25 protein-coding genes, 1 tRNA gene and 1 riboswitch are annotated in these 25,825 nt (G+C 62.8%); of the genes, 10 read left to right on the forward strand and 16 right to left on the reverse strand.

All coding sequences use genetic code 11. The features are described 5' to 3' along the window. Window positions 1-53 precede the first annotated feature (53 nt). Entirely contained in the window at window positions 54-635 is a 582-nt protein-coding gene (locus tag ACQ5BM_RS15620) for a LysE family translocator (RefSeq protein WP_429812776.1), read from the forward strand. 66 nt (window positions 636-701) lie between these two features. Here the strand turns inward: ACQ5BM_RS15620 and ACQ5BM_RS15625 are convergent, their stop codons facing one another. Continuing rightward, entirely contained in the window at window positions 702-1,175 is a 474-nt protein-coding gene (locus ACQ5BM_RS15625; RefSeq protein WP_429812779.1) for an SRPBCC family protein, read from the reverse strand. Between the two features lie 135 nt (window positions 1,176-1,310). Here ACQ5BM_RS15625 and ACQ5BM_RS15630 point away from each other — a divergent pair, with 135 nt between their 5' ends. Beyond that, window positions 1,311-1,820, forward strand: coding sequence for a winged helix-turn-helix transcriptional regulator (locus ACQ5BM_RS15630; RefSeq protein ID WP_429812782.1), 510 nt, complete (start codon window positions 1,311-1,313; stop codon window positions 1,818-1,820). Window positions 1,821-1,845: 25 nt separating this feature from the next. On the opposite strand, the gene ACQ5BM_RS15635 is transcribed toward ACQ5BM_RS15630, so the two are convergent. After that, window positions 1,846-2,934, reverse strand: coding sequence for a calcium:proton antiporter (locus tag ACQ5BM_RS15635; RefSeq protein WP_429812784.1), 1,089 nt, complete (start codon window positions 2,932-2,934; stop codon window positions 1,846-1,848). Window positions 2,935-3,117: 183 nt separating this feature from the next. On the opposite strand from ACQ5BM_RS15635, the gene ACQ5BM_RS15640 reads away from it, so the two are divergent. From ACQ5BM_RS15640 to ACQ5BM_RS15650, 3 genes are all read left to right on the forward strand, one after another. Next, complete coding sequence (locus tag ACQ5BM_RS15640) at window positions 3,118-3,765, forward strand: S24 family peptidase (RefSeq protein ID WP_429812787.1); 648 nt, start codon at window positions 3,118-3,120, stop codon at window positions 3,763-3,765. Between the two features lie 13 nt (window positions 3,766-3,778). Then, window positions 3,779-4,633, forward strand: coding sequence for a thermonuclease family protein (locus ACQ5BM_RS15645; RefSeq protein ID WP_429812790.1), 855 nt, complete (start codon window positions 3,779-3,781; stop codon window positions 4,631-4,633). Window positions 4,634-4,775: 142 nt separating this feature from the next. Further along, window positions 4,776-5,186 carry a tellurite resistance TerB family protein gene (locus ACQ5BM_RS15650; RefSeq protein WP_429812792.1) on the forward strand — a complete coding sequence of 137 codons (411 nt, stop codon included), beginning with the start codon at window positions 4,776-4,778 and terminating at the stop codon, window positions 5,184-5,186. 35 nt (window positions 5,187-5,221) lie between these two features. On the opposite strand, the gene ACQ5BM_RS15655 is transcribed toward ACQ5BM_RS15650, so the two are convergent. The 3 genes from ACQ5BM_RS15655 to ACQ5BM_RS15665 all read right to left on the reverse strand — a co-directional run bounded on the left by ACQ5BM_RS15655 (window position 5,222) and on the right by ACQ5BM_RS15665 (window position 7,452). Further along, window positions 5,222-6,055: a transporter substrate-binding domain-containing protein gene (locus ACQ5BM_RS15655; protein WP_429812794.1), complete on the reverse strand. Its 834-nt coding sequence runs from the start codon at window positions 6,053-6,055 to the stop codon at window positions 5,222-5,224. A 142-nt stretch (window positions 6,056-6,197) separates the two neighbouring features. Next, window positions 6,198-6,272: transfer RNA gene (locus ACQ5BM_RS15660), tRNA-Gly, on the reverse strand. Between the two features lie 82 nt (window positions 6,273-6,354). Beyond that, the gene (locus ACQ5BM_RS15665; RefSeq protein WP_173515501.1) at window positions 6,355-7,452 is read right to left on the reverse strand and encodes a 2'-deoxycytidine 5'-triphosphate deaminase; all 1,098 of its coding nucleotides are present in this window, start codon (window positions 7,450-7,452) and stop codon (window positions 6,355-6,357) included. 74 nt (window positions 7,453-7,526) lie between these two features. Beyond that, window positions 7,527-7,605: riboswitch (SAM riboswitch) on the forward strand. Window positions 7,606-7,649: 44 nt separating this feature from the next. Between ACQ5BM_RS15665 and ACQ5BM_RS15670 the strand changes: the two genes are divergently transcribed. Beyond that, window positions 7,650-8,834 (forward strand): O-succinylhomoserine sulfhydrylase, encoded by a 1,185-nt coding sequence (locus ACQ5BM_RS15670; protein ID WP_429812797.1) that lies wholly within the window; start codon window positions 7,650-7,652, stop codon window positions 8,832-8,834. A 223-nt stretch (window positions 8,835-9,057) separates the two neighbouring features. Then, window positions 9,058-9,450, forward strand: coding sequence for a Co2+/Mg2+ efflux protein ApaG (apaG, locus tag ACQ5BM_RS15675; RefSeq protein WP_429812800.1), 393 nt, complete (start codon window positions 9,058-9,060; stop codon window positions 9,448-9,450). A gap of 102 nt (window positions 9,451-9,552) precedes the next feature. On the opposite strand, the gene ACQ5BM_RS15680 is transcribed toward apaG, so the two are convergent. The 3 genes from ACQ5BM_RS15680 to ACQ5BM_RS15690 all read right to left on the reverse strand — a co-directional run bounded on the left by ACQ5BM_RS15680 (window position 9,553) and on the right by ACQ5BM_RS15690 (window position 13,083). Beyond that, window positions 9,553-10,566 carry an Hsp33 family molecular chaperone gene (locus tag ACQ5BM_RS15680; protein WP_429812802.1) on the reverse strand — a complete coding sequence of 338 codons (1,014 nt, stop codon included), beginning with the start codon at window positions 10,564-10,566 and terminating at the stop codon, window positions 9,553-9,555. A gap of 296 nt (window positions 10,567-10,862) precedes the next feature. After that, entirely contained in the window at window positions 10,863-11,780 is a 918-nt protein-coding gene (gene argF, locus ACQ5BM_RS15685; RefSeq protein WP_429812804.1) for an ornithine carbamoyltransferase, read from the reverse strand. 103 nt (window positions 11,781-11,883) lie between these two features. Next, window positions 11,884-13,083, reverse strand: a complete 1,200-nt coding sequence (locus ACQ5BM_RS15690; protein WP_429812807.1) for an aspartate aminotransferase family protein — start codon at window positions 13,081-13,083, stop codon at window positions 11,884-11,886. A gap of 421 nt (window positions 13,084-13,504) precedes the next feature. On the opposite strand from ACQ5BM_RS15690, the gene ACQ5BM_RS15695 reads away from it, so the two are divergent. Continuing rightward, entirely contained in the window at window positions 13,505-14,026 is a 522-nt protein-coding gene (locus ACQ5BM_RS15695; protein WP_429812810.1) for a GcrA family cell cycle regulator, read from the forward strand. Between the two features lie 68 nt (window positions 14,027-14,094). On the opposite strand, the gene phoB is transcribed toward ACQ5BM_RS15695, so the two are convergent. The 7 genes from phoB to phoR form a co-directional block, all read right to left on the reverse strand. Beyond that, window positions 14,095-14,778, reverse strand: coding sequence for a phosphate regulon transcriptional regulator PhoB (phoB, locus tag ACQ5BM_RS15700; RefSeq protein WP_057248102.1), 684 nt, complete (start codon window positions 14,776-14,778; stop codon window positions 14,095-14,097). 202 nt (window positions 14,779-14,980) lie between these two features. Then, a complete protein-coding gene (gene phoU / locus ACQ5BM_RS15705; protein ID WP_223727869.1) occupies window positions 14,981-15,694 on the reverse strand; it encodes a phosphate signaling complex protein PhoU in 714 nt (237 codons plus the stop codon). A gap of 50 nt (window positions 15,695-15,744) precedes the next feature. Then, a complete protein-coding gene (gene pstB / locus ACQ5BM_RS15710) occupies window positions 15,745-16,560 on the reverse strand; it encodes a phosphate ABC transporter ATP-binding protein PstB (protein ID WP_104662739.1) in 816 nt (271 codons plus the stop codon). A 13-nt stretch (window positions 16,561-16,573) separates the two neighbouring features. Beyond that, window positions 16,574-17,896 carry a phosphate ABC transporter permease PstA gene (gene pstA, locus ACQ5BM_RS15715; RefSeq protein ID WP_429812814.1) on the reverse strand — a complete coding sequence of 441 codons (1,323 nt, stop codon included), beginning with the start codon at window positions 17,894-17,896 and terminating at the stop codon, window positions 16,574-16,576. Continuing rightward, window positions 17,893-19,377 (reverse strand): phosphate ABC transporter permease subunit PstC, encoded by a 1,485-nt coding sequence (gene pstC, locus ACQ5BM_RS15720; RefSeq protein WP_429812816.1) that lies wholly within the window; start codon window positions 19,375-19,377, stop codon window positions 17,893-17,895. Before pstC ends, pstA begins: the two co-directional genes overlap by 4 nt. Window positions 19,378-19,473: 96 nt before the next feature. Beyond that, the gene (locus tag ACQ5BM_RS15725) at window positions 19,474-20,508 is read right to left on the reverse strand and encodes a substrate-binding domain-containing protein (RefSeq protein ID WP_429812819.1); all 1,035 of its coding nucleotides are present in this window, start codon (window positions 20,506-20,508) and stop codon (window positions 19,474-19,476) included. A 196-nt stretch (window positions 20,509-20,704) separates the two neighbouring features. After that, window positions 20,705-22,021: a phosphate regulon sensor histidine kinase PhoR gene (gene phoR, locus ACQ5BM_RS15730; protein WP_429812822.1), complete on the reverse strand. Its 1,317-nt coding sequence runs from the start codon at window positions 22,019-22,021 to the stop codon at window positions 20,705-20,707. Between the two features lie 184 nt (window positions 22,022-22,205). Here phoR and ppk2 point away from each other — a divergent pair, with 184 nt between their 5' ends. Further along, the gene (gene ppk2 / locus ACQ5BM_RS15735) at window positions 22,206-23,102 is read left to right on the forward strand and encodes a polyphosphate kinase 2 (protein WP_429812825.1); all 897 of its coding nucleotides are present in this window, start codon (window positions 22,206-22,208) and stop codon (window positions 23,100-23,102) included. Window positions 23,103-23,208: 106 nt separating this feature from the next. Here ppk2 and ACQ5BM_RS15740 read toward each other — a convergent pair whose 3' ends face one another. Next, window positions 23,209-24,426, reverse strand: coding sequence for a biotin transporter BioY (locus ACQ5BM_RS15740; RefSeq protein WP_429812828.1), 1,218 nt, complete (start codon window positions 24,424-24,426; stop codon window positions 23,209-23,211). Between the two features lie 341 nt (window positions 24,427-24,767). Here ACQ5BM_RS15740 and ACQ5BM_RS15745 point away from each other — a divergent pair, with 341 nt between their 5' ends. After that, complete coding sequence (locus ACQ5BM_RS15745; protein ID WP_429812829.1) at window positions 24,768-25,778, forward strand: NAD(P)H-dependent flavin oxidoreductase; 1,011 nt, start codon at window positions 24,768-24,770, stop codon at window positions 25,776-25,778. Window positions 25,779-25,825 lie beyond the last annotated feature (47 nt).

A 25,825-nucleotide genomic window follows, 5' to 3' on the forward strand; every position in this document is an offset into this window, starting at 1 on the left:
TTGCGCCGTTGCTAGAAGACGGCGATAACGGCCACGAAACCAGGTCCAACGAGATGCAGCCGCTCGCCTTCGCCCTTGCCGCCCTGATCCTGCTCGCAACACCCGGGCCGACAAACACACTGCTCTGGCTCTCCGGCGCCTCGATCGGGTTCCGCCGTTCGCTGCCGTTGCTGATCGGCGAGCTCGGTGGTTATCTCGCCGTCATCATTCCGGCCGTGGCGCTTCTGGCGCCATTCCTCGCCGCCCATCCGCAGCTCGGCCTTGCGCTGAGGCTCGTCGCCGCCTGCTGGGTTCTCTACCTCGCCTATGCACTCTGGACCACCGATGCCGAGCGCAGCGAAGGTGTCGTCATTTCCATCCGTCAGGTCTTCATCACGACGCTGCTCAATCCGAAGGCGTTGATCGTCGCTCTGGTGCTGCTGCCGCAAACCGGACTGGCAGCCGTCTGGCCCTGGATCGCGGGCTTCTCACTGCTGGTCGTCACCGTCGGGGCGAGCTGGATCGGCGCCGGCGCCATGCTGGTACAGATGTCGAAAGGTTTGTCGACATCACATCTGCCGCGCCGGATTGCCGCCGTCTGCCTCACGCTCTTTTCCGTGGGAATTGCGGGCAGCGCGATCGCGGCCATGCATTGAAGCATCAACGGAAGACCGGATCGCTCTTCAGGAATAGATCAGTTTCTCTGCGAAACCTGACAGCCGTCAGGCCGCCGCAACCGTCTCGCCGACTTCCTTGGCCAGCGAGCCGATCAACGTTTCCCAGCCCTCACGTCGGTAGTCGAGTTTGTCGAGCCCGTCGAGGAAGGCGGCCTGCTCGGTAAAGACAAGACGCGATCCACCACCCTCAGGCCGGATATCGACCGTGGCGACGGAGGCCGAAATCCTCCTGTCGTTCTGGGTCATCGTATAGGCGAAGATGATCCGGCGGTTCTCGACGATGTCGAGATAGACAGTGTCGTCATAGTAGATCGTCTCGCCGTCCTGGCTGAAGCGACCGCTTTCGCGGCCGCCGACACGGAAGTCGTGGCTGAATTCGGCCACCGGCCAGCCGTCAGCAGTGACGAACCAACGTTCCTTTGCAGCCGGCTCGGAGAACGCCCTGAACACCTGTTCCGGCGTCGCCTTGAAGCTGCGCTCGATGGTAAAACTCGAATGTTCAACGGATCGCTCGGTCATGTTCCTCGTCTCCTCTTAGCCGGTAACGGGTGGCCTTTGCCTAACTGATTTCATATTAAAACTGATATAATTTTGAAAGCAGTTGCACGATAACTCCACTGATGCGATAATGCAAGCGGTTTTGAAGAGGTGCCAATGAAGGACGACATTCGCTCGGGTTGCCCGATCAATCTTTCGCTCGAAGTGTTCGGCGACAAATGGAGCCTGCTGATCATTCGTGACATGATCTTCGGCGGTAAACGGCACTTCCGGGAATTGCTGCGATCCCAGGAGGGCATCTCGTCGAACATCCTTGCGGACCGGCTGAAGATGCTGGTCGAGCAGGGCATGCTGACCAAGGCCGACGACCCCAGCCACAAGCAGAAGGCCATTTACAGCCTGACGGAGATGACGATCGCGCTGGTACCGATCATGGCCCAGCTCGGCGCTTGGGGACGGCGCTATCTACCGGTCAGCGAAGAGCTCAGCATCCGCGCCGAACTGATGGAAACTGGCGGCCCCGAACTCTGGGATCGCTTCATGGACGAGCTTCGGCACGATCATCTCGGTGCGCCGCTCGATGGCCCGCCGCGGGTGCGCGCCACGCTGCAGGCCGCCTATGAAGAGGTGGTGGCAAGGAAGGCGCGAGAAAGGGCCACGGTGTGACCGACGCGAAAGTAACCTTCACCGCTCAAAGCCCGATCGCCGAGAGCATGACGAAGGTGGCGAACAACACGAAATGGGTCATACCTTCGATGGCGTTGGTCTGGCCGTCGTTGAGGTTGATCGCCGCGACAATCAAGGTAATCGTCACCATCACCGTCTGCACCGGCGACATGGCCATCAGGAAAGGCTGACCGGTGTAGAGCGCGATCGCCTCCATGACCGGCACGGTCAGGATGACCGTCGAGAGCGACGCGCCAAGCGCGATGTTGACGACGGCCTGCATGCGATTGGCAAGAGCTGCACGCATGGCCGTCATGATTTCCGGCGAGGCGGAGATCGCCGCAACCACGATGGCCGTAACCGCCGGCGGGGCGCCGCTCCCCTTCAGGCCCGACGTCAACAGCGCCGACATCACTTCCGCCAGCATGCCGATCAGCACGATGCCGAAAATCAGGATCGCGATCGACGGCAGCACCGGCTGGTCCGCGCTGCCCTGTGTCGCGCTCCCCTCGCCCTTCGCCTTCGGATAGCTGTAGCTGAAGAAATAACTGTGCACGCCCACCTGCATGCGCAGGAAGAGGGCGTAAAGCGTGATCATCGCGCCGATGGTGAAGACCGAATAGAGATGCCATCTCGCCGCCGGCACGAATTCCGGCACGACCATCGATATTCCCATCGCCGTCAGGATCATCACGCTGTAGGTGCGGGCGGAATCGTCGTTATAGGGCTGCTCGCCGTGCTTCAACCCGCCAAGCAGGGCGGCCAGACCCAGGATGCCGTTGATGTCGAGCATGACGGCCGCATAGATCGTGTCGCGCACCAGCGTCGGAGAGGTCTCGCTGCTCATCATGATCGCCAGCACGACAACCTCGACCAGGACCGCCGACAGCGTCAGGATCATCGTGCCATAGGGATCGCCGACCTTGGACGCCAGCACTTCGGCATGATGCGAAACGCGCAGCGACGCCAGCACGATCGCAATCACGAGACCGGCGGCACCGATCAGCGTTGCCAGGCGCCCCATCTCAAGAAGCTGATGCTCCAGCGCCATCCCCACGATCGCGGCGGCCAGGGCAACGAACAGCAGACGCTCAGATCTCATGCGCGCCAACAAAGCGTTCCCTCCGATGAAAGCCTGTCCTGTCCGTCGAGCAGACTATAGGGTCCGTCGCCCCCAAAGCAAATGATGGAAAAAGGACTATTTTCCTTCGGATTCTTTACCGGAACCCGGGGTTTCGGTAGTGTGGTGCAGATCAAACCAGCAAGCGGCCGCCCCGTTCGGCCCCGGATCCTTCGCATGTTGTCTCACGGCACGATCTGGCACGCCATCGATGCATTGGCCGAGCGCAATCAGCTCTCGCCTTCGGGTCTCGCCCGCCGCGCCGGGCTCGATCCCACCTCCTTCAACAAGTCCAAGCGCCACTCCGCCGACGGGCGGGAACGCTGGCCTTCGACGGAATCGATCGCCAAGGTGCTCGAGGCGACGGGCGCGACGATGGACCAGTTCACCAGCCTGTTGCGTCCGGATGGCACGCAGGCCCCTGCCCCGGCGACTGCGGCGATCCCGCTGATCGGCTTTGCCCAGGCGGGCGCGGGCGGCTTCTTCGACGACGGCGGTTTCCCGGCCGGCCAGGGCTGGGACGTGATCGATTTCCCGACGGTCGCGGAACGCCGGACCGGTATCTACGCGCTCGAGGTCCAGGGCGACAGCATGCTGCCGCTCTACCGCGACGGAGACACCCTGATCGTCGATCCGGGCGCGCAGGTTCGGCGCGGCGACCGCGTGGTGGTCAAGACGCGCGAAGGCGAGGTCATGGCAAAGGTCCTGACACGCCAGACGCCACGCACGATCGAGCTCCTTTCCCTCAACCCGGAGCACCCGAACCGGAGCTTCGAGATCAGCCAGATCGAATGGATCGCCCGGATCATCTGGGCCAGCCAATAGGACGTTCTTCCTGATGCGGCAGCATTTATACACCCTTGCCGGCGGCATCGCCGCGATCGCGCTTTTCACCGGCATCCTCTATGCGGGTGCAGCCGCCATCCGCGACCGCGACAGTGCTGCCACGCCGGACCTCGTTCTCGAAACGCCCGACATGACGGAAATCGAGCCGGCCCCGGATCAGGCCGAAACGGGCGAAGACGTGCCACTCGATCCCGGCACGTCCTCTGGCGACGCTTCCGTGCCAGACGCCTCTGCGGCCGGCGAGCAACCCCAGTCCCCGACGACGGAAAAAACCGCGCGCGCCATCGAGCCGCAGCAGTTCGGCCTGCCCGACACGGTCACCAGCGCACCGCTTGAACGGGCGGAGCCGCGCGCACCCTTATCGGAACCGGAGAAGCAAGCGAAGGCCGCCGCCGGCTCGACCATCCTCTATCGCCCCGTGGCGATCGCCGCCGGCGTGATCCAGTTCGACAAGCTGACGGTGCAGATCGATGGCATCGAGCCCGAGCAGGCGGAAAGAACCTGCGAAACCGGGGGGAAGAGCTGGCCCTGCGGCATCGTCGCACGGACAGCCTTCCGGAACTTTCTGCGCGCCCGTGCCGTGAGCTGCGACATGCCCGAAGGGAGCGCCGGCCCATCGGCCACCGCTTCCTGCTCGCTCGGTGGGCAGGACCTCGCGACCTGGCTGGTCGACAATGGCTGGGCGACACCGGTACCCGGCTCGTCGCTGGAGAAACGAGCCGACGCCGCGCGCCAGGCAAAGCTCGGCTTCTATGGCGAGGATCCGCGCGACCTCAGCCACACGCCGATGACATCAGATGATCCAACCCTCGGCACCGGTATGGAGGAGCCGCAGCCGGACTTATAAACGGCCGAGGCAATTCCCAGCTCTCAGCCATCCGGATCGTCTCGCTGTTTCATTGAGATGATCTGGCTCTTTGAAACTCCGCATTTCCGCACGGAAACCGCTTCACGCTTTTCCCGGAATTGCCCTACCGTCGGAAAGCCCCATGCTGCCAGACCTCAGTCACCACGAAGCGCTCGTCTATGTCATGGTGATGATGTCGGCGGTCGACCGCGAGATGAGCGACGACGAATTCGCCCGCATCGGCCGGCTTGTTCAGTTCCTGCCCGTTTTCGACGGTTTCGACGAGAACCAGCTCGTCCATATCGGCCACGAATGCTCCGCCCAGCTCGCGGCTCCCGAGGGCCTGGACATCGTCCTGGAAATCGTACGCGAGGCGCTTCCCGAAAAATTCCACGAGACCGCCTATGCACTTGCCGTCGAAATCGCCGCGGCGGACCAGCGCATTCGCAACGAAGAGATCCGGCTGCTGCAATTGCTGCGCGATCGCCTGGGTCTCGACAAGCTCACCTGCGCGGCTATCGAGCGCGGTGCGCTTGCCCGCTTCCGCCGGTAGTGCCTTCAATCGCTTGCGGTCACGCCAGCTTGCGCTCAGTAAATGCCATTCGGGAAGTAGCGCAGGTATATTTCCTCGAGCCGGCCGCTGCGTGACAGCGCCAGCAGCGCGTGGTCGATAGCCTGGGTCAGGGCCGGTTCGGATTTTCGGTTCATGATCGTCAGGCCTTCGCCGAGAAAGCGCTGCGAGAAATAGGCGCCATCGACGAGCGCGCAGCAGCCGCCGGCAGTCGCGCCTGAAACCCAGAAGGAAAGCTGCAAGCCGTCGGAAAAGACCGCCGGCACCTCACCTTTCTGCAGCGCGGTCAGCATGGCGTCGCGATCCGGGAAGACCTTGGCCTCGATCTTCGGGAAGAACGCCTTGAACATGGCCTCATGCGTCGTCCCCGCCACGACACCGACGGATTTTCTCCTGAGGTCCTGCGGACCCGCCACGGCGCCGGCCGCCTTGGAATTGATGGCGAAGCGCGCCGGAAGCCGCATGAAGGCACGCGAGAAACCGAAGCGCTGGCGCAGTTCCGGGCCGACGGCGATGCCGGCGGCAACAGCTTCGCCCTGCCCCTGCTCCAGCGCCGGCAGAAGTTCCGCATAAGTAACGGCCTGGATCTGGCATTTGGCTTCGATGTCGAGTTCGCGGCAGATCTCGCGCACGAGATCGACGTGAAAGCCGGAGAGCTTGCCTGACTGGTCGATGAAGTTGAACGGCGGAAAGTCCACGGTCGTCAGAAAGCGCAAGCGGGCAAGGCCCGTAAGATCGGGCTTGGCGATCCGTTCGCGCGCATCGAATAGAATGGGCAGGTCCTTGGGCTGTGCCGCCAGCGGCGTTGCGATCAAGGACGCGCAAAGGGCAATCAGGGAAAGAAATCTCATGGGCAGCGGGCCGGCACGTCTCATGTGGCAAGGGGCGGCCCTTAGAACCGCTTGATGATTCATCGCGTACCAAGTTATCCGTCGCGATCGCAACTGGCCATAGCCTCTAGAAGTACGAGGCAACACAAAGATCAGCGGGAATTGGAGCGGGTGATCGGGATCGAACCGACGACATCAAGCTTGGGAAGCTGGCGTTCTACCACTGAACTACACCCGCGAGACTTGCGAAATTTCCCGAACCTGGACGATCTGTCAAGGACCCTTGCGCGGTATCGCATGAGGGTCCCATGCAAAATCCCCTACTCGGCGCGGAAATGCTTCGAAAGCTTCAGGCCCTGCGCCTGGTAGTTGGAGCCGACGCCGAGGCCGTAGAGGCCGTCGGGACGTTCCAGCATGTGTTCATAGATCAGCCGGCCGACGATCTGCCCATGCTCGAGGATGAACGGCACCTCGTGGCTGCGGACCTCCAGAACGGCGCGGCTGCCGCTGCCGCCGGCAGACGCATGGCCGAAGCCCGGATCGAAAAAGCCGGCATAGTGCACGCGGAATTCGCCCACCAGCGGATCGAACGGCGTCATCTCGGCGGCATAAAGCGGCGGCACATGCACCGCTTCGCGCGAGACGAGGATGTAGAATTCGTCCGGATCGAGGATCAGCTCGTCGCGTCCGCGGCTGTAGAGCGGCTCCCAAAAGTCGAAGATCGCGTGCTGCGCCTTCTTGTCGACGTCGATGACCGCCGTGTGGTGCTTGCCACGGTAGCCAATCAGGCCGTCCGGGCCGGTGCCCTTGAGATCGATCGAGAGCGCAATGCCGCCGCCGCTGACATTCGGGCGCTCGCTCGCCACGAGAACGTCGCTCTCGTGCAGCGCCAGCAACTCCTGCTCCGAGAGCAGCGACTGCCCCATGCGGAAGCGGATCTGCGACAGGCGCGAACCGCGGCGCACGACGATCGGGAAGGTGCGCGGGCTGATTTCGAGATAGAGCGGACCGCTGTAGCCGGCCGGGATCTTATCGAATTCCTGGGCACGGTCGGTGATGACGCGGGTGAAGATGTCGAGGCGGCCGGTCGAGCTTTTCGGATTGGCCGAGGCCGACATGCCCGCAGGCAGCGCCAGGCTTTCCATCAGCGGCACGATGTAGACGCAGCCGGTTTCCAGCACCGCGCCGTCGGTCAGATCGACCACGTGCAGCTTCAGCCGGTCAAGCTTGTCGGCGACGAGATGGGATGGGCCGGGCATGAAGCTCGCGCGGACGCGGAAGGCCTTGGCGCCAAGGCGCAGGTCGAGGCTTGCCGGCTGGATCTGATCAGCATCCAGCGGCCTCTCGCTCTTCAGACGTCCTGTTTCGAACAGCGCGGCGATCGCGCGGTCGGCCAAAATCCCAGTGTCGCGGCCCATTGCAGTCCTCTTTCCAGTTGCGAGACAAAACCAAACTCCGGGAATTGACGCAAGCGCACCCAAGCAGTATTGGAGCTTTATCCCGTGGTGATTTGGCCGGTCGGCTTGCAGCCACGTTAAACAAGTAGCTAAAAAGGCCGGGTGTCAAACCGGCCCTTCACGCGGCCGGTTTTTTTGTTTTTGAAAGTGATCGTCACATGAGCAAAAACTGGCGCCCGGCAACGCAACTGGTTCATGGCGGAACCACCCGCTCGCAGCACGGCGAAACCTCCGAAGCGATCTTCCTGACTCAGGGCTTCGTCTACGAAACGTCGGAAGCGGCCGAAGCCCGCTTCAAGGGCGAGACCGAGGGCTTCATCTATGCCCGCTACGGCAGCCCGACCAACGACATGTTCGAAAAGCGCATGTGCATGCTGGAAGGCGCCGAAGACGCGCGCGCCACGGCCTCGGGCATGGCTGCCGTTTCCGCGGCGATCCTGTGCCAGTTGAAGGCGGGCGACCACATCGTTGCCGCGCGCGCGCTCTTCGGCTCCTGCCGTTGGGTCGTCGAAACGCTGGCGCCGAAATACGGCATCGAATGCACGCTGGTCGACGGCCGCGATCTCGCAAACTGGGAAAAGGCGATCCAGAAGAACACCAAGGTCTTCTTCCTCGAAAGCCCGACCAACCCGACGCTCGAAGTGATCGATATCGCCGGCGTGGCGAGGCTCGCCAACCAGATCGGCGCGAAGGTCGTCGTCGACAACGTGTTCGCGACCCCGCTCTTCCAGAAGCCGCTGGAACTCGGCGCCCATATCGTCGTCTACTCCGCCACGAAGCACATCGACGGCCAGGGTCGTTGCCTCGGCGGCGTCGTGCTTTCCGACAAGGAATGGATCAACGAGAACCTGCACGACTACTTCCGCCACACCGGCCCGGCCATGTCGCCGTTCAATGCCTGGACGCTGCTGAAGGGCATCGAGACCCTGCCGCTGCGCGTGCGCCAGCAGACGGAAACCGCGCGCCGCGTCGCCGACTTCCTGGCAGAGCAGCCGCAGGTGGCCAAGGTCATCTACCCCGGCCGCAAGGATCACCCGCAGGCCGACATCATTGCCAAGCAGATGACCGGCGGCTCCACCCTCGTCGCCTTTGAACTGAAGGGCGGCAAGGACGCAGCCTTCGCGCTGCAGAATGCGCTCGAGATCGTTCGCATCTCCAACAACCTCGGCGACAGCAAGAGCCTGATCACCCATCCGGCAACGACGACGCACAAGAACCTCACCGACGAGGCCCGCGAAGAACTCGGCATTTCCGCCGGCACGGTGCGCTTCTCCGCCGGGATCGAAGACAGCGAGGACGTTGTCGAGGATTTCGCCCGCGCGCTGAAGGCCGTCAAGGCCTAACCCCGCCGAAACATACGGCCGCCGCAGCAGGCGGCGGCCGTCGATCCCTTGCAGCAGATCTCCGCGTTACGCAGCAGCGGCAGCGGGAACGAGAGGGCTCAAACACCCACTCATGATGCCGCAAGCCATTGCCCCAGAATGGGTACGCACAATCTTGCCGTTATTCTTGACGAAACCATCTTGCTGTAGAATACCCTGAAAGACCTGAAGCAAGGTGTTGCCCATGTATCGCGCTTTGACCCGCGACATAGAAGTTACGGTGGAGCCGTACTATCTCGAAGAGCAGTCGGACCCTGATGACGGCCGCTATGTCTGGGGCTATCGCATCATCATTTCCAACCATTCCGACGCAGCCGTGCGGCTGATGACCCGCTACTGGCATATCACGGACGAGAACGGGCAGGTCGACGAGGTCAGCGGCCCCGGCGTGATCGGCGAGCAGCCGCTGCTCAATCCCGGCGATACCTACGAATATTCGTCGGGCTGCCCGCTGGACACGCCATCGGGCGTGATGTTCGGCCACTACAGCATGGAATCAGAAGGCGGAGAGACCTTCAACGTGGCCATCCCCGCCTTCTCGCTCGATTCACCCGGGCTCGTGCGCACCCTGAACTAAAACATGTCGCGCAAAAGTGTGCAGCGGCTTTGCGATAACGACATGCAAAATATCAAGGGCTTAAAGCGCAAGGAGCGAATCTGAAAGATCGCGACGCGCGCTTTAGTTTGTCCGGAGCGAGGCCCGCTCCTGCGGACGCACTTCGCTGGCTTCGAAACGATAGGTCGTCGAGCAGAATTCGCAGGTGACCTTCACGACGCCATCCTCGATGGTGCTTTCGAGATCATCCGCTTCCAGATTGGCGAGCACCGAACGGAGCTTCTCGCGCGAGCAACTGCAACGGTCATAGACCGCCTGCGGCTCATAGACGCGCACACCGCGCTCGTGGAACAGCCTGTAGAGCAAGCGTTCGGTTCCGACCGTCGGGTCCGTCAGCTCGTCGGTGTCGATCGTCTCGACCATCACCTTGGCTTCCGCCCAGTGATCGTCATCCTCGACGACGCTTTCGCCGTTGTCGCCATCGCCGCCGGAGAGATCAGGCTGGCGCATGCGCTCAGGCGCTTCCGGCAGAAACTGCGCGACCATGCCGCCGGCGCGCCAGCGATGGCGCGGCTTGCCGTTCTCATCACGGTCGAGCAGCTCGGCGACGCCGAGCCTGACCTTGGTCGGGATCTGCTCCGATTGGCGGAAGTAGACGCCGGCGATTTCTTCCAAGGTGGCGCCGTCAAGTGCGACGATGCCCTGGTAGCGCTGGGTATGGGCGCCCTGGTCGATGGTAAAGGCGAGCACGCCCTTGCCGAGCAGTTCATGCGACAGGGTGCGACCGTCCTTTTCGGCGGCGGCCAGCGCATCCGCATCGTAGCGGGCATAGGCGCGCACGCGGTCCGGCGTCGAGAAATCGGCGACGACGAGATCGACCGGGCCGTCCCCTTGCGTCTGGACGATCAGCTTGCCTTCGAACTTCAGCGAGGTGCCGAGAAGCACCGTCAACACGATGGTTTCGGCAACGAGCCGCGCCACCGGAAGCGGATAGTTGTGGCGCTCCAGAATTGCGTCCAGCATCGGGCCGAGCTGCACGGCGCGGCCGCGCACATCGAGGCCTTCCACCTGGAAAGGCACGACGTGATCGTCACCGGCAAAGTCGAATTCACCAAGCCCTGGTGTCATGTCAGTCATGTCTTGCTCCTTGCATCAGCCAACTGCGTTGCGCCCGGGACATTCCTATCCTCCCGGCGCAACGTGCCCGCTGTCTCAATTGATCCCGCAATGAACGGATAGTCCATCGGGTATGTGCCGTTCGCCAACGCGCCGCGCACAACCCGTTGCAGTCGGCGCTTCACCGTTGTCAGGAGCGCCCCACATGCCGCCTAGATCGTGTCGCGCGGCGGTGATGTCAATAGCCCGCCCTCGCGCAGCAGCTACCGAAGGGCTGCGCCAGCGCGCACCACGCCGCATTCGTGCCGGCAAGGCGCTTAGACGAGCCCCATGCACCAGGCGATGATCGACTTCTGCGCATGCAGGCGGTTTTCGGCCTCGTCGAAGACGACCGACTGCGGACCGTCGATCACCTCGTCGGTCACTTCCTCGCCGCGATGCGCCGGCAGGCAATGCATGAAAAGCGCATCGGAGGCCGCGTGCTTCATCAGCGCTTCATTGACCTGAAACGGCTGGAACACGTTGTGTCCGCGGGCACGATGCTCCTGGTTCATCGACACCCAGGTGTCGGTGACGACGCAATTGGCGTTGGCTACGGCCTGCTCGGCTTCGTGACACAGCAGGATCTCGCCGCCGTTGTTGCGGGCCCAGTTCAGGATCTTGTCCTGCGGCTCGGAGCCCAGCGGCACAGCCATGTTCATGCGATAGCCGAAACGGGCGGAGCCTTCGATCAGCGAGTGCAGGACATTGTTGCCGTCGCCGGTCCAGGCGATCGTCTTGCCCTTCACCGGTCCGCGATGCTCTTCGAAGGTCATGATGTCGGCCATGATCTGGCAGGGATGGGTATCGTCGGTGAGACCGTTGATGACGGGTACCGTCGCATGCTCCGCCAATTCCAGCAGGCGGCGGTGGTCGGTGGTGCGGATCATGATCGCGTCGACGTAGCGCGACAGGACCTTGGCCGTATCGCCGATGGTCTCGGCGCGACCGAGCTGCATCTCCGTGCCTGACAGGAACAGGGTTTCGCCGCCGAGCTGACGCATGCCGACGTCGAAGGACACGCGTGTGCGGGTGGACGGCTTTTCGAAGATCATCGCCAGCATCTTGCCGGCGAGCGGCTTCTCGGCGGTTCCGGCCTTGGTTGCCGCCTTTCGGACGCGGGCGTCGTCGATGATCGTCCGGAGATCGGCGGCCGTCACGGCCGAAAGATCGAGAAAATGTCTGGTGCCTGCCATCGTACTCGGTTCCTGTCTGAAAAATCGACCCCTGGTGCGCCCGCATTCCGCGTGAACGCACGAAGGGCATTCTAACACCCTGTGTCGGCGTCGGTCCTATCCGTTAAGCAGCGGCGTTGCCGCCGGCCTTCCGCACCGCTTCGGCAGCGCGCTCGATGCGCGCGAGGCCCTCGCGTGCTTCCTCCGCCGTCACCGTCAGCGGCGGCAGCAAACGCAGCACATTGTCGCCGGCCGGCACGGCCAGGAGCTTCTCGGCGCGGATTTCCTTCAAGAGATCGGCCGAAGGGCCTTTTACCTTGATGCCCAGCATCAGGCCGTCGCCGCGGATGTCCTCGATGACATCCGGGTAGCGGTCTTTCAGCGAGGCAAGTCCCTGGCGGAAGACGAGCGCGACATCGCGCACATGGGCGAGGAAGCCGTCAGCGAGGATGACGTCGAGCACGGCGTTGCCGACGGCCATCGCCAGCGGGTTGCCGCCATAGGTGGAGCCATGCGTGCCCGCCACCATGCCGGCCGCCGCCTCTTCCGTCGCCAGGCAAGCGCCGAGCGGAAAGCCGCCGCCGATGCCCTTGGCAACGGCCATGATATCCGGGCGGATGCCCGCCCATTCATGGGCGAAGAGCTTGCCGGTACGGCCGACGCCGGTCTGGACCTCGTCGAGGATCAGGAGCAGGCCGAACTCGTCGCAGAGCGCGCGCAGTTCCTGCAGGAATTCCTTCGTCGCCGGGCGAATGCCGCCCTCGCCCTGGATCGGCTCGATCAGGATCGCGGCGGTCTCTTCGGTGATCGCATTCTTGACGGCAGCGAGGTCGCCGAACGGAACCTGGTAGAAGCCCGGGGCCTTTGGTCCGAAACCTTCGATGTACTTCTGCTGGCCCCCGGCGGCGATCGTCGCGATCGTGCGGCCGTGGAAGGCGCCCTCGAAGGTGATGACGTGAAACTTCTCCGGCTGGCCCTTGGCGAAGTGATAGCGCCGCGCCGTCTTGATCGCGCATTCCAGCGCTTCCGCACCGGAATTGGTAAAGAAGACCCGATCGGCGAAAGTGACGGCAGCCAGGCGGCGGCCAAGGCTTTCCTGCCCCGGAACTTCGTAAAGGTTGGAAAGGTGCCAGACCTTCTCGGCCTGCGCCTTCAGCGCCTCGACGAGATGCGGATGCGCGTGGCCGAGCGAGTTCACGGCAACGCCGGCGGCGAAATCGAGGTAACGCGAGCCGTCTTCGGCGATCAACCAGACGCCCTCTCCTCGCTCGAAACGCAACGGCGCGCGCATGTAGGTATCGTAAAGCGGCGTGGTTGCAGTCATGCGAGGCTCTCCTTCACTCCAATCGGCATCGGTACCGCAGCTTCATGCGGCCCGATAAAAATCAAAAATGCCGCCTTTCGGCGGCGCAGGCACTATTCCCATTTCGCACCGCAATGTCAACAAAACCAAGCCTTGCAGCGCGATGGCGAGACCCGTTTCCCTGCGACGAAAAAATCGGCCGGAAGGGCTTGCAAAAATGCAACGCTGATCGAGCAAGTTGGGGAAAACTACGAATTCGATTCGGCGTGATTCCCCGGACTCTTGCCACGGAGTCCAGCGGTCAGTACGTTAACATTCAATTACTAGACGCGTGCGGCGGACCTAGTCACCAAAAGAGTTATCGCGTTTGCAACCTCGGGGTTCAGCCGGGGTGCGGTGAGGGATTCTGCCATCCCCAACGCTGAGAACGGAGAGTGCAGAGATGAACTGGACTGACGAGCGGGTGGAGAAACTGAAGAAGCTTTGGTCCGAGGGCCTGAGCGCAAGCCAGATCGCGGCGCAGCTCGGCGGCGTCAGCCGTAACGCTGTCATCGGCAAGGTTCACCGCCTGAGCCTTCCCGGACGCGCCAAGGCTGGCGGCAGCGCCACGGCGGCGGCCCGCCCGAAGCGGCCGACCTCGGCCCCGCGTGCTCCGAACTACGCCTCGCGCGTTTCGACCCGCACCGTTGCCCGTCCGTCCGGCGCCACCGTTCTCAAGGAAGAGATCGAAGTCGATCTCGTGGCCGAGCAGAATTTCAGCATCAGCACGGACGTGGTCGTGCCGATGTCGCGCCGCCTTGAGCTGACCCAGCTCACCGAACGCACCTGCAAGTGGCCGATCGGCGATCCGCTGAAGGAAGAATTCCACTTCTGCGGCAATGACTCGCCGGAGTCCTCGCCCTATTGCAATTTCCATGCACGGCTTGCCTACCAGCCGTCGGCCGAACGTCGGCGGATGCGCTGAGGCTCCGCACCGGAACAAAAGAAAAGGGGCTGAGCGGCCCCTTTTTTATTGCCTGCTGTTGGTCCCTCTCAGCTTTCGAGCGAGTAGCCGGCGCCGCGGACCGTGCGAATGACGTCCGGCATGGTCGAGAAGTTCAACGCCTTGCGCAGGCGGCCGACATGCACGTCGACGGTCCTTTCGTCGACATAGATGTCGTGACCCCAGACGCCATCCAGCAACTGCGAGCGCGAGAAGACCCGGCCCGGAGAGGACATCAGGAACTCGAGCAGTCGGAATTCCGTCGGTCCCAGGCGAACCTCGCGGCTGCGGCGATGGACGCGATGGGTTTCCCTGTCGAGCTCGATGTCGCCGCAGCGCAGCAGCGTCGAGAGCACTTCAGGCTTCGCCCGGCGAAGCATCGCCTTGACGCGAGCCATCAGTTCCGGCGTCGAGAAGGGTTTGACCACATAGTCGTCTGCGCCGGTCGCGAGACCGCGAACGCGCTCGCTTTCCTCGCCGCGCGCCGTCAGCATGATGATCGGCAGCCGCTCCGTCTCCGGGCGCTGGCGCAGCCGACGGCAAAGCTCGATGCCGGAGACGCCGGGCAGCATCCAGTCGAGGATCAGCAGGTCGGGCAGGCGTTCCTGGAGCCGGATCTCCGCCTCGTCACCCCTGAGGATCGTATCGACGTCGAAGCCTTCCGCTTCCAGATTGTAACGCAGCAGGACGCTCAGCGCCTCTTCGTCTTCGACCACGGCGATTTTTGGCAACATCAGGTAACGTCTCCTTACCGCGAGCGCCGTGCGGCTCCAGTGGCCGGGCCGGCGCTCAGACACTCTAAATCTGGAGCATTTCCGCGTTTTTCAAAGGCGGTGCGAAAGCCGCATGCTTCAGATACAGGAATTCGGGGCCGCGACCGGAGCCGCGACCAGGTGATATTCAGGGGGCATGCATTGCGAACGGCGCGTCTAACGCTCAGTCGTTGACCGAGCCCAACGTCGACGTATTGTCATCCTTCGGACGCTCGCCTTCCGGCTGGGCACCCGTTGCCATGTAATAGATCGTCTCGGCGATATTGGTCGCGTGGTCGCCGATGCGCTCGATGTTCTTGGCACAGAACAGAAGATGCGTGCAGGGCGTGATGTTGCGCGGGTCTTCCATCATGTAGGTCAGCAGCTCGCGGAACAGCGAGGTGTAGATCGCATCGATCTCCTCGTCCCGCTCGCGAATGCTGTTGGCCTTTTCCGGCGAACGCGAGGCATAGACGTCGAGTACTTCCTTGAGCTGCACCAGGGCGAGCTCGGCGAGGTGCTCGAGACCGCGGGCAAGCTTGCGCGGGATGCCGGAACCGGCGACCGCGATCACGCGCTTGGCGGTGTTCTTGCCGAGGTCGCCGACACGCTCCAGGTCGGAGGCGATGCGGATCGACCCCATGATCTCGCGAAGGTCGGCGGCGACCGGCTGGCGCTTGGCGATCGTGACGATCGCCTTCTCGCCGATCTGGCGCTCGGCATCGTCGAGAATGGTGTCGTCCGAGATCACCTTCTGCGCCAGAGCCAGGTCGGAATTGACCAGGGCGCGAACGGATTCAGCGACCATCTGCTCGGCGAGACCGCCCATTTCCGAGATGCGGCGCGTCAGGTACTTCAGTTCTTCGTCATAGGCGGACATGATATGCATGGACATGATCGTCGATCCTTGCGGGCGCTTTCCAGTTACTGTTGCAGCCGTCATTGGCCTCAGCCGAAGCGGCCCATGATGTAATCCTGGGTGCGCTGGTCATCCGGATTGGTGAACATCTTGTCGGTGTCGTTCTCCTCGACGAGATTGCCGAGGTGGAACATGGCGGTGCGTTGCGACACGCGGGCTGCCTGCTGCATCGAGTGGGTCACGATGACGATCGTGAAGTTCGTGCGCAGTTCGTGGATGAGCTCCTCGACCTTGGCCGTCGCGATCGGGTCGAGTGCCGAACAGGGCTCGTCCATCAGGATGACTTCCGGGCTGACGGCAACGGCGCGCGCGATGCAAAGGCGCTGCTGCTGGCCACCGGAAAGGCCGGTGCCCGGTTCATGCAGGCGATCCTTCACTTCATTGAACAGGCCGGCCTTCTGCAGGCTGGTTTCGACGATCTCGTCAAAATCCGCCTTGGTGCGGGCAAGCCCGTGGATGCGTGGACCGTAGGCGACGTTGTCGTAGATCGACTTCGGGAACGGGTTCGGTTTCTGGAAGACCATGCCGACGCGGGCGCGCAGCTCGACCACATCGATGGTCGGATCGTAGATGTCGTCCTCATCGAGCGTGATCTTGCCGGTGACGCGGCAGTTCTCGATGGTGTCGTTCATACGGTTCAGCGTGCGCAGGAAGGTCGACTTGCCGCAACCGGACGGGCCGATCAGAGCCGTTACCGTATTCTCGCGGATGTTGAGGTTGACGTCGAAAAGCGCCCGCTTCTCGCCGTAGTAGACCGACACATCCTTGCCGATCATCTTGTAGGGCACAGTGTTCATTTTCTGATCCAAGGCCTTCTCGACTGCTGCTTCTGACATGATGTTCATAGAAATTACCTCACTACCAACGGCGCTCAAAGCGACGTCGCAACAGAATGGCGCCAAGGTTCATGACGACGAGGAAGATGAGAAGAATGATGATCGCGCCGGAGGTGCGCTCGACGAAGGCGCGTTCCGCCTCGTTGGCCCACATGTAGATCTGCACCGGCAGCGCCGTCGACGGCTCCATCGGCGAACCGGGATAGTCGACGACGAAGGCGACCATGCCGATCAACAGCAGCGGCGCGGTTTCGCCAAGCGCGTGGGCAAGGCCGATGATCGTACCGGTCAAAATGCCCGGCATCGCCAGCGGCAGAACGTGATGGAAGATGGTCTGCATCTTCGAGGCGCCGAGACCGAGTGCCGCCGAGCGGATGGACGGCGGCACCGCCTTGAGGGCCGCGCGGGTGGCGATGATGATCGTCGGCAACGTCATCAGCGTCAGCACGAAGCCGCCGACGACGGCCGCCGAGCGCGGCATGCCGGCAAAGTTGATGAAGACGGCGAGGCCCAACAGACCGTAGACGATCGACGGAACGGCTGCGAGGTTGTTGATGTTGACCTCGATCAGGTCGGTGAGCCGGTTCTTCGGCGCGAACTCTTCGAGATAGATCGAGGCGGCAACGCCGATCGGCAGCGACAGCGCGAGCACGATCATCATCATGTAGAACGAGCCGAGGGCGGCGACGCCGACGCCCGCCGCTTCAGGACGGCTGGAGGCGCCGAAGATGAAGATGCCGGTGTTGAAGCTCTTTTTCAGGATACCGGCCTCGGCAAGCTGGTTCATCCAGGTGACCTGCTGGTCCTTAACCTTACGCTTGCTCTCTTCGACCTTGAGGTCGATCTGCCCCTTGTAGGCGGAGTCGATGTTGGCTTCTGCCAGCAGGGTGACCGGAACGGTCTTGCCGATGATGGACGGATCCGCCACGACCATGTCGCGCAGCAGCGTACGGGAGCTCGCAGAGACCATGTCGGTCGCCTGCTTGACCAGCGGCCGCTTGCTCGCATCGATGCCGAGCTGCTTGACGAGCGCCTCGCGCACCAGCAGCGGATAGTTGGCAGTCATCAGCACCTTGCTGTCGCTCGTGCGTTCGCCCTTGGGGTCGATGACCTTTTCGGTGAATTCGATCGGCAGCGTGATCGTCGTCTGCTGGAACGCGGTGTAGCCGTTGGAAATGACGGTCCACAACAGCAGCGCCAGGAAGAAGAGACCGATGCTGATGGCGGCAATGCCGTAGGCGCGGAACCGGCGCTCGGCGGCATAACGGCGCTTGATGCCGATATCACGCTTGGCGGATGCGGGACGGGCGGAAATCCGGACGGTCGGGGAAGCGATGTCGGTCATTCGTACTGTTCCCGGTATTTGCGCACGATGTAGAGCGCGTAAATGTTGAGGCCGAGCGTGATGACGAAGAGCGTGATGCCCAGTGCGAAGGCGACCAGCGTCTGCGGCGAGGTGAACTCGAGGTCGCCCGTCAACTGGTTGACGATCTTCACCGTCACCGTCGTCATCGGCTCGAAGGGATTGAGCTGCATGCGGGCTGCGACACCGGCCGCCAGCACCACGATCATCGTTTCGCCGACGGCGCGGGACGCGGTCAGAAGCAGCGCGCCGACAATGCCCGGAAGGGCTGCCGGAAGGATGACCTTCTTCACCGTTTCCGAGCGGGTGGCGCCGAGACCCAGCGACCCGTCACGCAGCGCGCGCGGCACCTGGGTGATGATGTCGTCGGAAAGCGACGATACGAACGGGATCAGCATGATGCCCATGACGATGCCGGCGGTGACCACGCTCTGCGCCTGGATGAAGTTCTGGTAGTTGCCGGTGACAAGACCGTTGAGCTGCGCCGAGATGTCACGCAGGAACGGGCCGACGGTCACCAGTGCGAAGAAACCGTAGACGATGGTCGGGATGCCGGCGAGCACTTCGAGCAGCGGCTTTGCGGTCGAACGCAGGCGCGGGCTTGCATATTCCGCCATGTAGATGGCCGCGAAGAGACCGATCGGCACCGCGAACAGCATGGCGACGAAGGCGATGTAGAGCGTGCCTGCGAGAAGCGGCAGAAGGCCGAACTGGCCGGAGGCGCCACCGCTGCCGGCTGCAGCGAAACGCGGATCCCAAACCGTGCCGAAGAAGAACTCGAACGGCGAGACCATGGTGAAAAAGCGACCGGCTTCCGACAGCATCGAGGCGACGATACCGACGGTCGTCAGGATGGCGATCGAAGACGCGACGATCAGCGAGCCGAGAATGACCCGCTCGACCTGGTTGCGCGCACGGAAGCGGGTGGCAATGTTGCGGATGGCGTAGATGCCGCCGGCGATCGCGACCAGCAGAACGGCCGCCGTCATGAACCAGCGATTGGCAACGGTCATCGCGTTGAAGTGCTGGGCGACGGTGACCATGTAGGGCTCGCCTTCGCCCGCAAGGGCAACGCCCTTGGATGCGAGCGTCGAGCGAAGATTGGCGCTTCCGCTTTCGAGCGCCGAAAGCTCCTCGCCGCTCAAGCGCAGCAGGCCGCCGGCAACGGATTTGACCTGGCCGAGCGCGAGCTGAACGGCGGCTGCACCCTGGCTCTGGACAGTATCCGGCAGGGCGGCGCGCGTGCTTCCGTCGATATAGATGGGTGCCGCAATCAGCCAGGTGCCGAGAACGAGCGCCGCCGGCAGCATCGCCCAGATGGCGACGTAGCTACCATGGTAGCCCGGCAAGGAATGGAGGTTGGAGAGCTTGCCGCCAGACTGCGCCAGCGAACGTGCGCGACCGGCAAAATAGGCAATGAAACCAATAACAACAATTAGCAAAAGAAGGAGCGAAGTACTCATCGGCACGTCTCCCCGGCGTCGCCCGTCATAAGCCGCCGGCAAATCGAATGAAGGCATGCCCCGGCGCGAGGAAGGTCGCGCCGGGGCTTGTCGTTATCAGAGCATGTTGCCGGCTTCGAAGCCCTTGCGAATTTCTTCGCGCTCGGCGTCCGGAGCAGCAACCAGGCCGTACTCGGCGAGCGGGCTGTCCGGGCCGATCATCTGGTCGTTGATGAAGAACTCAACATATTCCTTGAGGCCCGGGATAACGCCGAGGTGTGCCTTCTTGACGTAGAAGAACAGCGGACGGGAAACCGGGTACTCGCCGGAAGCGATCGTTTCGGTCGACGGTGCGACGCCGTTGACGGTCGCGACCTTCAGCTTGTCGGCGTTGTTTTCGTAGAAGGACAGGCCGAAGACGCCGATGCCGTTCTTGTTGGCAGCGATACGGGCGAGCGTTTCGGTGTAGTCGCCGTCGATGTCGACAGCCATGCCGTCCTTACGGACGGCGACGCACTTGCTGTGCTGCTGCTTTTCATCGGCAACGGCAGCCTTGATGACGTCAACGGCGCCAGCTTCCTTGCAACCTGCCGCGAGGATCTTCTCTTCGAAGACTTCGCGGGTGCCGTGCTTTTCGCCCGGGATGAAGGCGGCGATATCAACGTCCGGAAGCGCGGAGTTGACTTCCGACCACTTCTTGTAGGGGTTGGCAGCGATCTTGCCGTCGACGACGACTTCAGCGGCGAGCGCCTTGTAGAGATCGACCGGCTTCAGGGCGAGGTCGGCATTGCCGGCGTCGGTTGCGAAGACGATGCCGTCATAGCCGATCTTGACTTCCTGGATTTCGGTCACGCCAGCGGCCTTGCAGGCCTCGACTTCGCTGTCCTTGATCTTGCGCGAGGAGTTGGCAATGTCGATGGTATCCGGGCCGACGCCCTTGCAGAATTCCTTCAGGCCGGCGGAGGAGCCGCCGGATTCGACGACCGGGGTCTTGAAGTCGGGGAAGGTCTCGCCGAACGTCTCGGCGACGATCTTGGCGTAGGGAAGGACGGTCGAGGAGCCAGCGACCTGAACCTGGTCACGGGCGGCGGCTGCGCCGGCAAATGCGGCAGACGCTACCAGCGCCGCGACAGTGAGTTTAAGAGCTTTCATAAAAGTTCTCCCGGAATGGGCTTGTGTTGGTGTGCGCCAAGCGTTGCAGCGCTCTTCGCCGTCTTATCGGCTGCCCCCTAGTTAGCCGCCGATAGCCACACCTTTTATGTCAGTTTGACGAAACATTTATGACAGCTCATGTCATTGAAAATACTAATGGAAAATGAACGGTTCCGAGCTTTCCCGCGTCAATATGTCAGAAGCGGACCGTAAAAGTCGTACCTTTGCCGATCTCTGAATGGATCAGCAGCCGAGCACGGTGGCGGGTGAGGATGTGCTTGACGATGGCGAGGCCCAATCCGGTGCCCTTTTTCGACCGGCTGGCCTCGACATTGACCCGGTAAAACCGCTCGGTAATGCGCGGTACGTGCTCGGCGGGTATGCCCGGCCCGTAGTCCTTCACGATCACTTCCGCCTGGGCGCCTTCTTCGCCGCCGTAAAGGGTTATGTCGACCTTCTTGCCCTCCTGGCCGTACTTGCAGGCATTCTCGATCAGGTTCTCGAAGACCTCGATGAGTTCGTCGCGATCGCCCTGCACGACGACGGGCTTGTCCGGCACCACGAGAGAGACCGTGACATCGAGGTCCTTTGCCAACGGCAGCAGGCTGTCGCGGACATGGCCGAGCAAGGGCGCAAGGTCCACCGGATCGTCGGGGGCGATATGCGAGCGCAGTTCCAGTCGCGAAAGCGACAGGAGGTCATCGACGAGGCGGCTCATGCGCGTGACCTGCTCGTGCATGATGCCGAAAAATCTCTCCTGCGCCTTCAGGTCGTTGCGGGCCGGACCCTGGAGGGTCTCGATGAAGCCGCGCAGAGATGCGAGCGGCGTGCGCAATTCATGGCTGGCATTGGCCACAAAGTCCGAACGCATGCGGTCTATGCGGCGTGCCTGCGAGATATCGCGATAGGTCAACAGGAATATCCGCCTGCCCGCGCCATCGCCGGGAACCTCGGCCGGCGCAACGCGCACGATGTAGACCGCATCCGACGGCAAGCGTTCGGTATGTTCGATCTGGTTGGCCTTGCCGGTCGCCATCGTCTCGCGGACCATGTCGAGGATGCCCGGCGCGCGCACCCGTGCGGCCAGATAGGTTTTTGGCGGGATGGTGCCAAAGGCCTTCTCGGCGGCGATGTTCTGGAAGACCACCGTCTCGTCGGCGGCCACGACCAGCACCGGCATGTCGAGCGCATTCAGCGCGGGCGCCAGCGGATCGCTCGTCGGGCCGGTCGCAACCACAGCCTTGGCGGGGCTCAAAATCACTGAAGCCGGCGCGCTACGGTTCAGCAAAGCTGCAACCAGAACGATCCAAAACGGCAAAACGATGAGAAAGTGGATGCCGGCGATGGTCGCAAGGATTGCCAGCAGCAGAGTAAGGCTCAGCAGCCAGCGCTCTGCTTTCAGCCGCGGAACCAGGTCCCGCCAGAACGCTTTCGAACCGTCCACCGCGACATCCTCATGAATCACTTTCTCTTCCTCCCGGACCAAAACGACCGAGGAATAGCGATCCTTCATGACATGATTTTCACGACCGGCTTGAATCCGCAATGCAATTGTGGCCTCCTCCAAGGAAATCGAGCCTTGGGCACCGCGTCTTTTCGGCGCTGCCCGGAGCTCCGAGAGTTTGAAAACGCGCATGATCCCGCCGATGATCGAAGCCGGTTTTCGGAGCCGTGCGCCAGGCCGAAGGGGCGAGCAGATGGCGTTAGCGGAGACGACGGAAAAGGCGGAAAGCCGCGCTGTGGAGCTGCAGATCGGCGGCAAGAGCCGCATCTTCGACATCGACAATCCCGAGTTGCCGAAGTGGATCGACGACGCTGCCTTCTCCTCCGACGACTATCCCTACAAGAAGAAGCTCGACGAGGAAGAATATCTGGCGACGCTGGAGAAACTCCAGATCGAACTCGTCAAGGTTCAGCTCTGGCAGCAGAAGACCGGAAAACGCATCATGGCGCTGTTCGAGGGCCGCGACGCCGCCGGCAAGGGCGGCGCGATCCATGCGACGATGGGCAACCTGAACCCACGCTGGGCCCGTATCGTCGCGCTGACGAAGCCGACGGAGACCGAACACGGGCAATGGTATTTCCAGCGCTACGTCGCGACCATGCCGACGGCCGGCGAATTCGTGCTGTTCGACCGCTCCTGGTACAACCGCGCCGGCGTCGAGCCGGTCATGGGCTTCTGCACGCCCGAGCAGCACAAGCAGTTCCTGAAGCAGGTGCCGCGCTTCGAGAAGATGATCGTGCATGAGAATATCCAGTTCTTCAAATTCTGGATCAACATCGGCCGCGAGATGCAGCTCAAGCGCTTCCACGATCGCCGCCACGATCCGCTGAAGATCTGGAAGCTCTCACCGATGGACATTGCCGCCCTCAACAAATGGGACGACTACACGGCAAAGCGTGACGAGATGCTGAAGGCGACGCACACGGACCACGCACCCTGGACCGTGGTGCGCGGCAACGACAAGCGGCGCGCACGCCTCAATCTCATCCGCCATATCCTTTGCGCGCTCGACTATGGCGGCAAGGACAAGGACGCAATCGGCGATGTCGACGACAAGATCGTCGGGTCCGGCCCTGGCTTTCTGAAGTAGCGCTCATACGTCGGTGACCGGACGCTACGCCCGAGCGGGCGGCCAGCACGGTCGCCCGACCGGCGCCCCAGCGGTTCGAAGGCCTTGGGCTTTCGAACCGGGAAGCTTACTGGCCCGGAAGAACGCGAATGGCGTAAAGGTTGAGGCTCTTGCCTTCGCCGCTGATATCGCTGTTGATGACGATCCGGCCGGCGGAATTCGGCGCAAGGCTGCGATCGAAGGTGATCTTGAACAGCATGTCGAGCCGCTCGTCATGCACCGTGAAGCGATGACGGCCGCATTCGCCGAGCGAGGAGAAATTGCACTCGACGGCAAACTCGGTCGTCTTGCCCGGCTGCGCCTGCACTGTCAGCGCCATGGTCGAGGTTTTACCGGAAAGCTGCGCCAGGACGGCCGCCGGGATCTCGATGGTGATGTCGCCTTCCGTTTCGGCGGAAGACGAAGTGAGTTGGATGCGCTTGCCGCCATCGTCATCCACAGGCTCGGCCTTGGCGCGTGAGCCGGGTGTGACGGCGCCGGCGTTTGTCGGCGCGAAGACCTCCACCCAATCGCCGGTGAAGCCCTGCTGAGCGCCGAGCGTTTGCAGACCCGCCGCCCCGTCGAAATTTTCCGATGCCACCGACGCCGGTGGGTTGGCGACATTGGTGTCGCGTTCGGCCGCGGATTTCAGGAGGCCATTGGTCTGCACCCACCAGATTGCGGCGCCTGCGGCGGCGGCGAGGGTGACGACAACCATGGTGAAGGACAGGAAGCGGCTGCGCTTGCGGCGCCGCTTTCGATCGGTATCCCCGCGAACTTCGGGCGCGGCTGCGGTGGCCTCGGCGCCCTTTGCCATTGTATCTGCAGCCGCACGCGTCGAGACGACCGGACCGTCACGCTCGGCGCGAAGGCCACCGAGACCACCGTCTGCCGCCGTGGAACGCGGCGCATCGGCCGCAAAGCCCGGTTCGCGGCGGTCCGCCTGAGGAGACTGTGGTTGGATTTGAGACCGGGATTGCGGCTCGGCACGCGCCTGCTCCGGTCCGCGTGCGCGGACATTTTCGTCGACGCTGACGGCGGGAGGCGTGGCGACGGGAGGAATGGCGGCGGGAGGCACCGGCGGCCGCGCCCGCAGGGCCGCCCGCTCCTCCGTTTCGATCGCATGGATCACCGCCTCCAGCCGATGGCGCTGCTGGGTGATGACATTGACGTCGTCAATTCCCTGCTTCTGCAATCCGGCTTCCAGCGCCTGACGGGCCGACTGATAGATGCGGGCACGTGTTTCCGCGCTGGCGCGGTCGGAGCGCTCCAGCGCGTTTCTGATTGCAGTCTCAAGTCCGCTCACATCAAGTCCTCTGTGTAGGCAGGGCTTTGGGCCTGCCGGCGCACTCTCGCCGATCGGCCCCTCGAACCGTCCCCAAGGGCCTCAACGGTTAAATCTGGAGGCACGCCGTTGGTTTTGTTAACAATTGCGTAACCGCTGCTTTCGGAATCCGCAAGTCCGGCGGCCAAGTCGACCGGCCAAGCCCGGGGAAAACGCGACAACTTCGCGGACCGTCTCAAGGATAGGCCCGCGTCGCCTGCGCGAAAACCACCTCTTTGCAAGCGACGAACTTGCTGCTATCTATTTTGACGTTTACGCAAACGTCAAAATTTCGATGCGCCAATCGAGGGATGGAGAAACCGATGCCGCTTCCGCCAATTCTTTCCGGAACGACGAGACTGCCTGTCGTTGGCGCCCCTCTGTTCATCATCTCGAATCCGCAGTTGACGATTGCGCAATGCAAGGCCGGCGTGATCGGCGCCTTCCCGGCACTCAACGCACGCCCACAGTCGCAGCTCGACGAATGGCTCGCCGAGATCACCGAGACGCTCGCCGCTCACGACGCCAGGAACCCGACGCGGCGCGCGGCACCCTTTGCCGTCAACCAGATCGTGCACAAGTCCAACGCGCGGCTCGAGCAGGACCTGATGCTCTGCATCAAGTACAAGGTTCCCGTCGTCATTTCCTCGCTCGGCGCCGTGCCCGAGGTCAACGCCGCCATCCATTCTTATGGTGGCATCGTGCTGCATGACGTCATCAACAACCGCCACGCCAATTCGGCGATCCGCAAGGGCGCCGACGGCCTGATTGCGGTTGCCGCTGGCGCCGGCGGTCATGCCGGTACGCTTTCCCCATTTGCGCTCGTCCAGGAAATCCGCTCCTGGTTCGACGGGCCGCTGCTCCTCTCGGGCGCGATCGCCACCGGCGGTGCCATCCTGGCGGCGCAGGCGATGGGCGCCGACATGGCCTATATCGGCTCGCCGTTCATCGCGACGGAAGAGGCGCGCGCCACCGACGCCTACAAGCAGATGATCGTCGACAGCAACGCCGCCGACATCGTCTATTCCAATTACTTCACAGGCATTCACGGCAACTACCTGAAGCCTTCGATCGCTGCTGCCGGCATGGATCCGGACCATCTGCCGGAGGCGGACCCGTCGAAGATGGACTTCGGCGCCGCGACCGAAGGGGCCAAGGCCTGGAAGGACATCTGGGGCTGCGGCCAGGGCGTCGGCGCAATCAAGGAAGTGACCTCCGTCGCCCGTCTCGTCGATCGGCTGGAGCGCGAATACGATGCGGCACGCACCCGCCTTGGCCTGAACGCCATGCCCGTCGCGGCCACCAACAAGGAATTTTCAAGTTCTCGAAACTGATGGCTTGAAATCTTGGCGCTTTGCGTTTATCAGCGCCTCACATTCGT

The organism is Ensifer sp. B1-9 (assembly GCF_050474445.1).
Lineage (GTDB): Bacteria > Pseudomonadota > Alphaproteobacteria > Rhizobiales > Rhizobiaceae > Ensifer.